Annotated in this window: 12 protein-coding genes and 1 pseudogene; 5 read left to right on the top strand and 8 right to left on the bottom strand. The window is 70.1% G+C overall.

The features are described 5' to 3' along the window. The first annotated feature begins 4 nt into the window (after positions 1-4). Positions 5-520: a MarR family transcriptional regulator gene (locus AB0305_RS04980; protein WP_364136685.1), complete on the top strand. Its 516-nt coding sequence runs from the start codon at positions 5-7 to the stop codon at positions 518-520. Between the two features lie 97 nt (positions 521-617). After that, entirely contained in the window at positions 618-1,475 is an 858-nt protein-coding gene (locus AB0305_RS04975) for a LuxR C-terminal-related transcriptional regulator (protein ID WP_364136272.1), read from the top strand. A 48-nt stretch (positions 1,476-1,523) separates the two neighbouring features. On the opposite strand, the gene AB0305_RS04970 is transcribed toward AB0305_RS04975, so the two are convergent. Then, entirely contained in the window at positions 1,524-2,927 is a 1,404-nt protein-coding gene (locus tag AB0305_RS04970) for an MFS transporter (RefSeq protein WP_364136270.1), read from the bottom strand. 167 nt (positions 2,928-3,094) lie between these two features. Between AB0305_RS04970 and AB0305_RS04965 the strand changes: the two genes are divergently transcribed. Further along, positions 3,095-3,727 carry a class I SAM-dependent methyltransferase gene (locus AB0305_RS04965; RefSeq protein WP_366171954.1) on the top strand — a complete coding sequence of 211 codons (633 nt, stop codon included), beginning with the start codon at positions 3,095-3,097 and terminating at the stop codon, positions 3,725-3,727. 16 nt (positions 3,728-3,743) lie between these two features. Here AB0305_RS04965 and AB0305_RS04960 read toward each other — a convergent pair whose 3' ends face one another. From AB0305_RS04960 to AB0305_RS04930, 7 genes are all read right to left on the bottom strand, one after another. Beyond that, positions 3,744-5,150 (bottom strand): EAL domain-containing protein, encoded by a 1,407-nt coding sequence (locus AB0305_RS04960; RefSeq protein ID WP_366171952.1) that lies wholly within the window; start codon positions 5,148-5,150, stop codon positions 3,744-3,746. 215 nt (positions 5,151-5,365) lie between these two features. After that, complete coding sequence (locus AB0305_RS04955) at positions 5,366-5,869, bottom strand: hypothetical protein (protein ID WP_364136264.1); 504 nt, start codon at positions 5,867-5,869, stop codon at positions 5,366-5,368. Between the two features lie 55 nt (positions 5,870-5,924). Next, complete coding sequence (locus AB0305_RS04950) at positions 5,925-6,455, bottom strand: MarR family transcriptional regulator (RefSeq protein WP_290256831.1); 531 nt, start codon at positions 6,453-6,455, stop codon at positions 5,925-5,927. A 187-nt stretch (positions 6,456-6,642) separates the two neighbouring features. Beyond that, positions 6,643-7,419 (bottom strand): enoyl-CoA hydratase, encoded by a 777-nt coding sequence (locus AB0305_RS04945; protein WP_364136262.1) that lies wholly within the window; start codon positions 7,417-7,419, stop codon positions 6,643-6,645. After that, positions 7,416-8,396 carry a 3-hydroxyisobutyrate dehydrogenase gene (gene mmsB, locus AB0305_RS04940; RefSeq protein WP_364136260.1) on the bottom strand — a complete coding sequence of 327 codons (981 nt, stop codon included), beginning with the start codon at positions 8,394-8,396 and terminating at the stop codon, positions 7,416-7,418. The genes AB0305_RS04945 and mmsB overlap by 4 nt, the downstream gene beginning before the upstream one ends. Continuing rightward, positions 8,389-9,471 carry an enoyl-CoA hydratase/isomerase family protein gene (locus AB0305_RS04935; protein WP_364136258.1) on the bottom strand — a complete coding sequence of 361 codons (1,083 nt, stop codon included), beginning with the start codon at positions 9,469-9,471 and terminating at the stop codon, positions 8,389-8,391. Before AB0305_RS04935 ends, mmsB begins: the two co-directional genes overlap by 8 nt. Further along, complete coding sequence (locus AB0305_RS04930) at positions 9,471-10,970, bottom strand: CoA-acylating methylmalonate-semialdehyde dehydrogenase (RefSeq protein WP_364136256.1); 1,500 nt, start codon at positions 10,968-10,970, stop codon at positions 9,471-9,473. The genes AB0305_RS04935 and AB0305_RS04930 overlap by 1 nt, the downstream gene beginning before the upstream one ends. A gap of 155 nt (positions 10,971-11,125) precedes the next feature. Here AB0305_RS04930 and AB0305_RS04925 point away from each other — a divergent pair, with 155 nt between their 5' ends. Both AB0305_RS04925 and AB0305_RS04920 read left to right on the top strand, forming a co-directional pair. Beyond that, positions 11,126-11,932 carry an exodeoxyribonuclease III gene (locus tag AB0305_RS04925; protein WP_364136254.1) on the top strand — a complete coding sequence of 269 codons (807 nt, stop codon included), beginning with the start codon at positions 11,126-11,128 and terminating at the stop codon, positions 11,930-11,932. Between the two features lie 31 nt (positions 11,933-11,963). Then, a pseudogene (locus tag AB0305_RS04920) lies at positions 11,964-12,269 on the top strand (hypothetical protein); the annotation flags it as partial.

Raw genomic sequence — 12,269 nt, 5'->3', positions numbered from 1 at the left:
CGTGGTGGGCGCCCCACTGCCGCGCGATCCGATTGCCGACGCCCGGCGGAACTGGGAGCGGCACGGTTGGTCCGACGTCGCCGCTCCCATGGCGGCGATCACCGCGATCATGCGCACCCAGCAGATCCTGCTGGCCCGGATCGAGGCAGTACTCAAGCCGTTCGGGCTGACGTTTGCCCGGTACGAGCTGCTGGCCCTGCTCAGTTTCGCCCGCAGCGGGGCGCTGCCCATGAACAAGGCCAGCGCCCTGCTGCAGGTCCACCCCACCTCGGTGACCAACGCCGTGGACCGGCTGCAGGAAGCCGGCCTGGTACTCCGCTCACCGCACCCCACCGACGGGCGTACCACCCTGATCGAGCTCACCTCGGGCGGGCGGACGCTGGCGAAGCGGGCGACGGCGGCACTGAACGGCGAGGTGTTCGCGCAGTCAGGCTTCGGCACCGAGGACGTGGACGCGCTGATCCGGATCCTGGGCGACTTCCGGCGCGGGGCCGGAGACTTCGCGGACGAGGCGGACTAGGCCGCACCGCCGCCCCGGTGGCAACCAGCCACACACCATCGACCACACAACCCCATGAGAGCGCGGCGGCAGCCGGCGCGGCACCAGGAGACGACTCATGCAGCCGAACCCCTACTCGCGGCCGGACGACCGGGAGCTGCTCCGCGCCTCCCTGCGAGCGCTCTCGGGCAGGTTCCGGCCGGCCGTGCTCTTCGCCGGGCTGGCCAGCGGTGAGCGGCTGCAGCTGACGGACTTCCTCGGTACGGCGACCTCCAGCCTGCATCGGGTGGTGGTGGTTCCCGGCGCGGGCCTCGGCGGCCGGGTCTTCGCCCAGCAGCGGCCGTTCCTGGTCGCTGACTACCTTGCCTCGGACGGCATCACCCACGAGTACGACGTCGCCGTCAGCCGGGAACGCCTGTCCTCGGTGGCGGCCGTGCCCGTCGTGGTCAGGGGAACGTCGCGGGCCGTCCTGTACCTGGCCAGCCGGGACAGCTCCCCGCTGGGCGAACGCGCCGTCCGGGAGGCGATGGAGGCCTCCGCCGGGATGGCCGAGGAACTCCGGGTCCGGGATGAGGTGGACCGCAGAGTCTCGATCATCGCGAGCGCCGGAACCGGAACCGCCCCGACGCAGGACCCCAGCTGGCTGGAGCACGTCCGCGAGGCGCACGCCGAGCTCCGCTCGCTGGCCGGAACCGTCGCGGACCCACACCTGGCCCGGCAGCTGGAGATCATCGGCGACTACCTCTCACCCCCTGCGGCGGCCCGGGCGCTCCCGGTGGGCGCCAGGCTGGCCCGCCGGGAGCTGGACGTGCTGTCCCTGCTGGCGCTGGGCTGTTCTTACCAGGAGACCGCCGACCGGCTGGGGCTCAAGCCCGCCACGGTGAAGAGCTACCTGCAGAACGCGATGGCCAAGCTCTCCGTGCACAACCGGCTCGAGGCCGTGTCCGCGGCCCGCCGGCTCGGCCTCATCCCGTGAGAAAGGGGGCTGCCGGCGTCCGCCGTCAGCCCCCTTGGGTTCTGGTTCCTAACGTCGAGCCGCAGGGGCCGCGTCCGCCGCCGTCGCGGGTTCCGCCGCGGCGTGTACCGTGGCGCCCTCCAGTCCACGGTTCTCCCGGTTGGGCAGGGCGAGGCTGCAGAGGACGCTGAACACGCCGATCCCGGCGAGCAGCACCCCGACGGACCAGGCCCCGGAGGTCCCGGCCAGCTGGGCCGCGACCAGCGGCACGATGCCGCCGCCCACCACGCCGGCCAGGTTGTAGCCCATGCCGGCGCCGGTGTATCGGTACCGGGTCTCGAAGAGCTCGGGCAGCAGCGCCCCCGCCGGACCGTACGCGACGGCGAAGATCACCAGGGTGACGGTCAGCCCGACGCCGAAGGCCAGCACGGTGTTGGCGCTGAGAATCGGGAAGAGCACCAGCGACCACGGCACGGCGAGCAGGCAGGACGCGGCGATGACCTTCTTGCGGCCGAAGCGGTCCGAGAGGATGCCCGAGGCGAGGGTGGCGGCGGCGACAAACACGGAGGCGACCATGCCGGCACTGAGGACCTCCACCCGGCCCAGCTTCATGCCGGCGGGGCTGGTGGCGAAGCTGGTGAGGTAGGCGGTGCCCATGTAGAAGAAGGCGAAGAGCAGCGTCAGGGCGCCGCCGGCCAGGAGGATCTCCCGCGGCTGGCGGCGCAGGGACTCAAGGACGGGCAGGCGTGTGGTGGTTGCACTGGCGCGGGCCGCGTTCTTGAAGACGGGGGTCTCCTCGATGCTCAGCCGGACCCAGAGGCCCACCAGGACCAGGACGGCGCTGAGGACGAACGGGACCCGCCAGCCGATGGAGATGAAGGCCTCGGACTTGTCGCCCAGGGTGAGGTTGGTCAGCAGGAAGGTGCCGCTGGCCAGGAAGAAGGCCACCGAGGGGCCGATCTGCGGGAAGGACCCGAAGAGTCCCCGTTTGCCCTGCGAGGCGTACTCGGCCACCAGGAGGGTGGCGCCGGCCCACTCCCCGCCGACGGCGAGGCCTTGCACGAAGCGGAGCACCACCAGCAGGATCGGGGCGGCCACGCCGATGGTGCTCGCGTCCGGGATGAAGCCGATCAACACGGTGGCGGTGCCCATCATCAGCAGGGTGGTGATGAGGGTCTTCTTCCGGCCGATCCGGTCGCCGAAGTGGCCGAAGTGGCCGAACACGATGGCGCCGAGGGGGCGGGCGAAGAAGGCTACGGCGAAGGTGCCGAAGGAGGCGACGGTGCCGGCCGCGGCCCCGAGCGCGGGGAAGAAGACGACCGGAAAGACCAGCGCCGCGGCGGTGCCGTAGATGAAGAAGTCGTAAAACTCGATAGTGGTTCCGGCGAAGCTCGCGAACGCCACCCGGCGCAGTGTCTTGCGGCTTGGCGCCGCCTGCCGTCCCGCCGGGGAAATGGGTGTTGCTGAGGTCATGGCAATCTCCTTTGATGTCAGCCTCGAGGCACGCTGTTGTGACCTGGCTCACTGTAAGAAGATTTGCGGACCGCAAACTACCTCCTAAAAGAGGTAGTGCCGCGGACCCCTACACTGGATTGACCACCGGATTCCGCCCCCGCGACGAGCAGCCCAAGGAGAGCCGCATGGACTACGACGAATCGTTCTGGGACGAACGGTACCGGCAGCACGGCCTCCACGGTTCGGTCTGGAGCGGGCAGCCCAATCCCCAGCTCGTCGCCGAGGTGGCGGGGCTGGAACCGGGGTCAGCGCTCGACGTCGGGGCGGGTGAGGGGGCCGACGCCGCCTGGTTGGCCCGGCGCGGCTGGCGGGTCACCGCCGTCGACATCTCCTCCGTGGCACTCTCCCGCGCCGCCGACGCCGTGCGGGACGATCCGGCCGCGGCGTCCCGCATCACTTGGCAGCACGCGGACCTGACCGTGGCCCCGCCGCCGGCCGGGACGTTTGATCTGGTCACCGCCCAGTACCTTCACCTGCCGCCGGAGCAGCGCCCGGACGTGTACCAGCGCCTCGCGGCGTCGGTGGCGCCCCGCGGGACCCTGCTGATCGTCGGCCACCACCCCTCCGACCTGGAGACCACCGTCCGCCGGCCGTCCCTGCCCGGCCTGCTGTTCACCGCCGAGCAGATCGCCGCGGAACTGGACGGGGAGGACTGGGAGGTCGTCACCTGCGCGGCCCGGGCCCGGGCGGCCTCCGACGCCGAGGGCACGCCGGTAACGGTGCACGATGCGGTGCTGCGCGCGCGCCGGAGGCCCTGAGACCTTGCGGGCAAGGTCAGCGGGACAGTGCGCCGCCGGGCCCGAGGTCCCCGGAGCCTGAGTCACCGGAGCCACGGTCCCCGGCGTCTCGCCCGGACGAGCCGCTCCATTGTTCCCAGTCCCCCGGATTCACGGACGGCCTGCCCAGATGGTAGCCCTGGGCGGCAGCCATGCCGAGTGCGGTGACGGTCCGCAGTTCGGCGTCCGTCTCCACCCCCTCGGCCAGCAGGGATGCTCCAATCTCGGCCGCGAACCCCGCCATCGCGGCGCCCAGGGCACGGTGGGCGGTCTCCGTGTCGATGTCCCGCACAATGGCGCGGTCCAGCTTGATCAGGTCAGGGGTGAGCTTGATGATGTGCCGCATCGAGGCGAAGCCCGAGCCGGCGTCGTCGATGGCCACCCGCAGTCCCGCCGCCCGCAGCGGGGCGAGTGCGTTGGAGAGCGCGGCGTAGTCGTTGACCTCCTGGCGCTCGGTCACCTCGATCACCACCCGTGCGGGGGCGATGGGCGCCTGCCAGAGGACCTCGTGCACCTCGGGGTCGAGGCAGGCTTCCGGGGACAGGTTAAGCGCCACGTACAGCTCCGCCGGGAGGCGCCGGGAGGCGCGCAGCGCGGTGCGCAGCGCCAGCAGTTCCAGCTGCACGCCGAGCCCCACGGAGGAGGCCTGGACAAACCACGCCTCGGGTGAGGTTCCTTCGGAGGCGGGGAAGCGGCTGAGGGCCTCGACGCCGATCACCCGGCCGGAGGCGAGGCAGCGGATGGGCTGGAAGGCGGTGACGAGGCGGGCCGCGGCGAGCTGCTCGGAGACCCGGCGGCGGACCTGTTCGGTCTCGTACGCGGTGGATGGCAGGTCCTCGACGGCGCGCGCCATGCCTTCGAAGCCGGCGAGGTTACCGTCGTCGTCGAGGATTGCCTCCCCGGTGACCTCCATCAGGACGCCGGTGCCGTTGCGATGCCGGCAGACCAGCACCAGCCCGGTGAAGGTCCTGTCGTCCCCGGCCGACGGCTGGGTGCGCAACGCGGCGGCCAACTCCGACGGGTCCAGGACCAGCCCAATGGGGCTGCCGACCAGCTCCTCCGGTGCGTAGCCGGTGAGCTGTTCACACATCGGGCTGGAGAAGGTGATGGAACCGGTATTGTCGACGGCCCAGAGCCATTCGCGGCTGGCCCTGAGCATTGTGTGGACCTGCCGGGAGCTGCGGCTGGCCTGCAGACGCTCGGTGCGCCGCTGGCGGGTCAGGCGGACGGCGGAGTAGACGACGATCGGCACGAAGGAAAGCATCACCGCGTCGAGGACCCACTGCCAGCGCTCCGTGTCCCCCAGCGGCTCAATACCCAGCAGGGAGGGAATGCGTACCGCCAGGGCCAGGACCAGGTCGATGGTCACGATGAGGCCAAGCCACGCACCGGGCGGCAGCCCCATCCGGGTTTGCGGCCGTGACCGGTGGTGCACCTGATCCGGCTGCCTGACCATAGCTATGACGTCCCCTCCAACCCAAAAGTTGCGGCAATCTTGTCACATATAGGCAAGATTTCCGGAATGGCGCGGCCGGGTTCGGAAAACGTTCACCAACGCGGTCCGGCCTGACCCCATCGATGGCGACGGGCCGTCAGGCCGGATACGTGGTGTTAGGGCGTTTAGGCCAGCATGTCTTCGAGCTCGGCGGCGCTGATGGCGGCGGCGACGCCGAGGCTTGAGCGCTCGGCACCGGCCTGGTCCGCGGCACGGACGGCGGTGGCGAGGGCCGCCTGAGCGGCGTCCATCTCCCACTGCAGGCTCTCCAGCCGGCCGGAGGCGGCGCGGACGGCGGCCAGCGGATCCGCAACCGGGGCGACGTCCTGGCGGAAGCCGCACGGGCAGACCCACTCGCCCAGGCCGGTGTGGAACTGCGCCCAAGGCAGGGACGCATCCGGATCAGGCGACATGGTCATCTCAGCGCCGCAGTGCGACGGGGCTACGGACGAGGCGGTGCGCTCCTTGTCCTTCGGGGTGCCATGCCCGGCGAAGGACTCATCCAGGTTCACGGTAAAGTCAGCCACCGGGGCCTGGGTGGCCTTCGGGGCCGACGCCGTTCCGTCTGCCGCTGCGCCGCGGCCGGAGTCCGGTTCTTCGGAGGTCTTGCGTTCGATTACAGCAGTCATTCGATCCATCGCCTCTAGATAGCTAGCTAATTACCTAGCTAGACTATCTAGTTTTCTAACTTTGTCCAGCGGAGACGAGATCGGGGTGTTCGGCATCCACCGTATCAACCGCCTCGCGCATCCGCTGCAGGAAGAAGGTGACCGCTTCGGCCTGTTCCGGCGTCAGCGATTCGGCCACCTCGATCATGCGCTGGTGCATTTGGCTGAGCGTGTGCCGCACCTCTTCGTCGGCCCCGGGAGTGGGCCTCAGGATAATGGCCCGGCGGTCCACCGGATGCGGCTCACGGGTGACGAACCCGCCGCTCACCATCCGGTCCACCAAAGCCGTCATGGACGCCGACGTCATGCCCAGGCGTGCGGCAAGTTCCTTGGGGCGGATGCCATGTCCGGCCTTTTCGGCGTCGAGCAGGTAGCGCAGCGCCAGCAGGTCCGTCTCCCCCATGGCCATGGAGGAGCGGGTCCGGCGGCGCATGGCCGTCTCGGAGGCCCGGTATTCCCTGAGCGCATTCAAGACCCGCACGGCGGTGGCTCGTCGGCTCTCGTCGGGCGGGTACCAGTAACCTTCTCCGGTACCTAGAGGTTTCATTGCGAAATTCCTTGATCGCCTAGATGTACGACAGTCTAAGGAATAGATGGTATCCGAGATCGGCCGCGTGTTCCAGACCGTGCCGGCCCGCGCGTGTCCGGGAACGCGAAAGCCGCCCCGCGTGGGCTGCGGGGCGGCTTCGACCGCGGTGTGGAGAGTCGCGGTGTGGAGAGTCAGGTGTGGAGCGTCAGCGGTGGGTAAAGTCCGGCTGGCGCTTCTCGCTGAACGCCGCCATGCCCTCCTTCTGGTCTGCCGTGGCGAAGAGGGAATGGAAGATGCGGCGTTCGAACAGGACGCCCTGGGCCAGGCCCGTCTCGAAAGCCGCATTGACCGCCTCCTTGGCCACCATCGCAACCGGCTTGGATTTCGCCGCGATGACCTCGGCGGCCTTCAGGGCCTCCGCCACGACGTCGTCGGCGGGTACCACCCTGGAGACCAGCCCGGAGCGTTCGGCCTCGGCGGCATCCATCATGCGGCCGGTGAGGACCATATCCATGGCTTTGGCCTTGCCGACCGCACGGGTGAGGCGCTGAGAGCCGCCCATCCCCGGGATCACGCCCAGATTGATCTCCGGCTGGCCGAACTTGGCGTTGTCCCCGGCGATGATGATGTCGCACATCATGGCCAATTCGCAGCCGCCGCCGAGCGCGAAGCCGGAGATGGCGGCGATCAGCGGGATCCGCAGCCGGGTCAGGTCCTCCCAGCCGCGGAACCAGTCGGAGGCGTACATGTCCATGTAGTCCTTGGACTGCATCTCCTTGATGTCGGCGCCGGCGGCGAAGGCCTTGGCGGAACCGGTGAGCACGACGGCACCGACCTCCGGGTCGGTATCCATCGCGGAAACCGCCGCGACGACCTCGTCCAGGGTGGCTTTGTTCAGGGCATTGAGCGCCTGTGGCCGGTTGAGCGTCACGAGGCCCACGCGGCCGCGGCGCTCCACCAGGATGTTTGCGTAGTCGGTCATGCCTGTCCCCTCGGCTGTTCTGATTTGTCCCGGATGTCGGTGATGATGCCGGAGAAGTCCCGCCCGGCACCGCCTTCCGCGGCAAAAGTATCGTAGATTTCGGAGGCCATCGGTCCCAGCCGGGCGGCCACGCCGGTGCTCTCGAGGGCGTTCAGGGCCAGTTTCAGGTCCTTGGCCATCAGCGCTCCGGCGAATCCGGGCTGGTAGTCCCGGTTGGCGGGGCTGGTGGGCACCGGGCCGGGCACCGGGCAGTTGGTGGTGAGCGCCCAGCACTGCCCGGAGGCCGCTGACGCCACGTCGAAGAGGGCCTGGTGTGTCAGCCCGAGCTTCTCCCCGAGGACGAAGGCCTCGCTGACGGCGATCATGGAGATGCCCAGGATCATGTTGTTGCAGATCTTGGCGGCCTGGCCGGCGCCGTGGGCACCGCAGTGCACCACCCGCTTGCCCATCACCTCGAGCATCGGCCGCACGGCCTCAAAGTCATCCGGGTCGGCGCCCACCATGAAGGTCAGCGTCCCGGCTTCGGCGCCCACGACGCCGCCGGAGACGGGGGCGTCGACGGCCCGGTGGCCGGCCTCGACCGCCAGGGCCGAGGCTTCCCGCGCCTCGTCGACGTTGATGGTGGAGCAGTCCAGGAACATGGTCCCCGGCGCCGCCGCGGCCAGGAGACCGTCCTGCCCCGGCTGTCCCGGTCCGTCAGGGGTGCCCCGGTAGGCGTCCAGGAGGTGCTTGCCGCTGGGCAGCATGGTCAGCACGACGGCGGCCCCGGCGACGGCGTCCGCCGCGGTGTCCGCCGTGGCGATGCCGTGCGCCCGCGCCGCTTCCAGGGCGGCCGGGACGACGTCGTAGCCTGTCACCGTGTACCCGGCCTTGACCAGGTTCACCGCCATCGGGCCGCCCATGTGCCCAAGGCCCAGGAAGGCAATGGGGCCGATGGGCGCGCCTGGCTGCACCCCGCCGGTCGGTGTTTCAGACATTGTCGCGCTCCTTCGTCAGTTCCAGTTCGCGGTCGCCCAGCGGGGCGAAGCAGGCGTCGACGTCGGCGTCGCTCACCTCGTCCAGGCTGGCCGGCTGCCAGTGCGGGGTCCGGTCCTTGTCGATGACCTGGGCCCGGATGCCCTCGCGGAAGTCAGGTCCGTCCAGGAAACGGAGGCCCACCCGGTATTCCTGTTCCAGCGCGCCCGCCAGGTCCAGTCCGGCGGCGCGGCGCAGCGACGCGAGCGTGACCTTGACGGCCATCGGGGATTTCGTCTCGATGGTGTCCGCGACGTCGACGGCCTCCCCGCCGACGGTGCGAAGCCGGCGGACGATCTCCCCGGCGTCGTTCCCGGCGTAACACGCGTCGATCCACTCGCGCTGCGCGGCCAGCACCGAGGCCGGTGCAGGCTCGGCGACGCGGGCGACCGCGTCGGCCACTGGCCCGGTTTCCAGCGCGGCGGCGAGCTCGTCCAGCCGGTCCGACGGGACGAAGGTGTCCGCAAGGCCCAGGAAGATCGCGTCAGCCCCGTTCAGGTGGGCCCCGGTCAGGGCCGCATGAGTACCGGTCTCCCCCGGCGAGCGGGAGAGCAGGAACGTCCCGCCGACGTCGGGGACGAACCCGATGGTGGTCTCCGGCATGCCGGTGCGGGTCCGCTCGGTGACGATCCGGACCGAACCGTGCGCGGAGATGCCCACGCCGCCGCCCAGGACCAGGCCGTCCATGAACGCGATGTAGGGCTTGGGGTACTCCGCGATCAGCAGGTTGAGCCGGTACTCGACGGCCCAGAACTCCGCGGTGGCGCGGCCGGCGTCGGCCATGTCCCGGTAGATGGCCACGATGTCCCCGCCGGCGCAAAGTCCGCGGTCACCGGCGCCCCGCACCAGGACGGCGGCGACGTCGTCGTCCGTCGCCCAGTCGGTGAGCGTCTCCAGCATGGCCGCGGCCATCCCGGCGGTGAGTGCGTTGACGGCCTTGGCCCGGTTCAGGGTGACGACGCCGAGCCGGCCGCGGCGCTCGAACAGGACCTCTGCGGCCGGCTCAGTGGTTGCCCCGGCGGCCGCCTGCTCAGCCATCAGCTGCCTTCCGGCATCACGAAGCTGGCGCCCTGGCGGATGCCGGAGGGCCAGCGGGTGGTGACTGTCTTGGTCTTGGTGTAGAAGCGGAACGCGTCGGCGCCGTGCTGGTTGAGGTCGCCGAAACCGGAGGCCTTCCAGCCGCCGAAGGTGTAGTACGCGATCGGGACCGGGATGGGGACGTTGATGCCCACCATGCCCACCTGGACGCGGCTGGCGAAGTCGCGGGCGGCGTCGCCGTCGCGGGTGAAGATGGCCACGCCGTTGCCAAACTCGTGCTCGCTGCAGAGGCGCAGCGCCTCGTCGTAGCTCTCCGCGCGGAGCACGCTGAGGACCGGTCCGAAGATCTCTTCCCTGTAGATCGACATGTCCTTGGTGACGTTGTCGAACAGGGTGGGGCCCACCCAGAAGCCGCCCTCGTAGCCCTCCACCGCGAGGCCGCGGCCGTCGGCCAGCAGGGTGGCGCCGGATTCGACGCCGGCGGCGATGTAGCCCTCGATCCGTTCCTTGGCGGAGGCGGCCACGACGGGCCCGAAGTCGGAGTCCTTGGCCAGGCTGTGGCCCACCTTCAGATCGGCGATCCGCTCCTGCAGCTTGGCTACCAGTGCATCGCCGGTTTCCTTGCCGACGGGCACGGCGACGGAGATGGCCATGCACCGCTCGCCCGCGGAACCGAACCCGGCACCGATCAGGGCGTCCGCGGCCATGTCCAGGTCAGCGTCCGGCATGATCACCATGTGGTTCTTCGCGCCGCCGAAGCACTGGGCGCGCTTGCCGTGCGCCGCGGCGGTGGCGTAGATGTACTGGGCGATCGGGGTGGAGCCGACGAAGCCGATGGCCTGTACGCGCGGATCCTCCAGCAGCGCGTCCACCGCCTCCTTGTCGCCGTTGACCACGTTGAACACGCCGTCGGGCAGCCCGGCCTCGGTGAAGAGTTCGGCCAGCCGCAGCGGCACCGAAGGGTCCCGTTCGGAGGGCTTGAGGACGAAGGAGTTGCCGGCGGCGAGGGCGGGGCCGGACTTCCAGAGCGGGATCATGGCCGGGAAGTTGAACGGGGTGATCCCGGCGACGACGCCGAGCGGCTGGCGGAGCGAGTGGACGTCGATGCCGGTGCCGGCGCTGTCGGAGAACTCGCCCTTGAGCAGGTGCGGGGCCCCGGCGGAGAACTCCACCACCTCGATGCCGCGCTGGATGTCCCCTTTGGCGTCCAGGAAGGTCTTGCCGTGTTCGGAGGAGAGCAGGGTGGCCAGTTCGTCCATGTTCTCGTTCACCAGGTCCACGAACTTCAACAGGATCCGGGCCCGGCGCTGCGGGTTCATGGCCGCCCACTCCAGTTGGCCCTTCTCGGCGTTGGCCACGACGTTGCGGACCTCCTCCGCGCTGGCCAGCGGCAGCCGGCCCTGCACCTCGCCGGTGCAGGGATCGTAGACGTCGCTGAAACGACCGGACGTGCCGTCGACGTGCTGGCCGCCGACGTAATGGGAAAGCTCACGAACCATGAGGGAATGCTCCTTTGCATGTGACCTAGATCATCTCGAACCCGAATATACTCGGACTTCCTAGTAATCTCCAGAGCCTCCGCGGGCCGCGCTGCGGCGTCGTCGGGCGCCCCGCCCCGCCCCCGCCGTCGGCCGCATTGGGTAAGTTAGGGTCTGTGAAGATTGCTACCTGGAATGTGAACTCCCTCCGTGCCCGCGCCGACCGTGTGGAGGCCTGGCTGCAGCGCAACGACTGCGACGTGCTGGCCATCCAGGAAACCAAGTGCAAGGACGAGAATTTCCCCTGGGAGCTCTTTGAGCGCATGGGCTACGAGGTGGCCCACTTCGGCCTTAGCCAGTGGAACGGCGTGGCCATCGCCTCCCGGGTGGGCCTGGACGACGTCGAACGCACCTTCATGGACCAGCCCGCCTTCGGCAAGGGCGGCAAGGATGAGACGCAGGAGGCCCGCGCGATCGGCGCCACGTGCGGCGGCGTGCGGGTCTGGAGCCTCTACGTCCCCAACGGCCGCGCCCTCGACGATGAACACATGCCCTACAAGCTCAGCTGGCTGGACACGCTCCGGTCCCACGCCGAGGGCTGGGTCAAGGCGGACCCGGCCGCACAGATCGCCCTGATGGGTGACTGGAACATCGCCCCGCGCGATGAGGACGTCTGGGACATCGACTACTTCCGCTCCGCGGGTCTCACGCACGTCAGCGAGCCCGAGCGCGCCGCGTTCCGCGCTTTCGAGGACGCCGGGTACACCGACGTCGTCCGCCCGCACACCCCCGGCCCGGGCGTCTACACCTACTGGGACTACACGCAGCTGCGCTTCCCGAAGAAGGAAGGCATGCGGATCGACTTCGTCCTGGCCTCCCCCGCGCTGGCCGCCCGCGTCACCGGCGCGGCGATCGACCGCGAGGAACGCAAGGGCAAGGGCGCCTCCGACCATGCGCCCGTGCTCGTGGACCTGGCCGACTGATGACCGGGCGCCGGGGAACCGCGGGACAGCGATGACGGGCAACCTCTACCGCGGCCAGGCCGGGTTGCCGTTCTCCTCGGCGCTACGCGTCTACGAGCCCTTGGAGGCCTTCCCCGCCGCGCAGCGCGAGGCCCTGCAGCAGGCCGGCGAGCGGGGCGAGACCCGTGCGGCGGTGGAAAACGCCGAACTGCAGGCCTCCCTGGGGCGGATCACCCGGGCCGACGGGGATCCCTTCCCCACCGGGCAGACGGACCTGGTGCGCGTGCTGGCGGTCACCGCCTCCGGTGCCGCGCCCCGCGGCGCCGGGAGCCTCGACGGCGGCGCCGCGGCCGCCTCC

It is taken from the genome of Arthrobacter sp. NPDC080086 (genome assembly GCF_040702285.1).
The sequence above is the reverse complement of the archived record's forward strand: the minus strand, read 5'-3'. Positions and strand labels throughout refer to the sequence as shown.

What these genes read in the sequence shown, in the direction of transcription:
- AB0305_RS04975 (WP_364136272.1), top strand. Translation starts at nt 618, where the DNA reads ATGCAGCCGAACCCCTACTCGCGGCCGGACGACCGGGAGCTGCTCCGC.
- AB0305_RS04970 (WP_364136270.1), bottom strand. Translation starts at nt 2,927, where the DNA reads ATGACCTCAGCAACACCCATTTCCCCGGCGGGACGGCAGGCGGCGCCA.
- AB0305_RS04965 (WP_366171954.1), top strand. Translation starts at nt 3,095, where the DNA reads ATGGACTACGACGAATCGTTCTGGGACGAACGGTACCGGCAGCACGGC.
- AB0305_RS04960 (WP_366171952.1), bottom strand. Translation starts at nt 5,150, where the DNA reads ATGGGGCTGCCGCCCGGTGCGTGGCTTGGCCTCATCGTGACCATCGAC.
- AB0305_RS04955 (WP_364136264.1), bottom strand. Translation starts at nt 5,869, where the DNA reads ATGACTGCTGTAATCGAACGCAAGACCTCCGAAGAACCGGACTCCGGC.
- AB0305_RS04950 (WP_290256831.1), bottom strand. Translation starts at nt 6,455, where the DNA reads ATGAAACCTCTAGGTACCGGAGAAGGTTACTGGTACCCGCCCGACGAG.
- AB0305_RS04945 (WP_364136262.1), bottom strand. Translation starts at nt 7,419, where the DNA reads ATGACCGACTACGCAAACATCCTGGTGGAGCGCCGCGGCCGCGTGGGC.
- mmsB (WP_364136260.1), bottom strand. Translation starts at nt 8,396, where the DNA reads ATGTCTGAAACACCGACCGGCGGGGTGCAGCCAGGCGCGCCCATCGGC.
- AB0305_RS04935 (WP_364136258.1), bottom strand. Translation starts at nt 9,471, where the DNA reads ATGGCTGAGCAGGCGGCCGCCGGGGCAACCACTGAGCCGGCCGCAGAG.
- AB0305_RS04930 (WP_364136256.1), bottom strand. Translation starts at nt 10,970, where the DNA reads ATGGTTCGTGAGCTTTCCCATTACGTCGGCGGCCAGCACGTCGACGGC.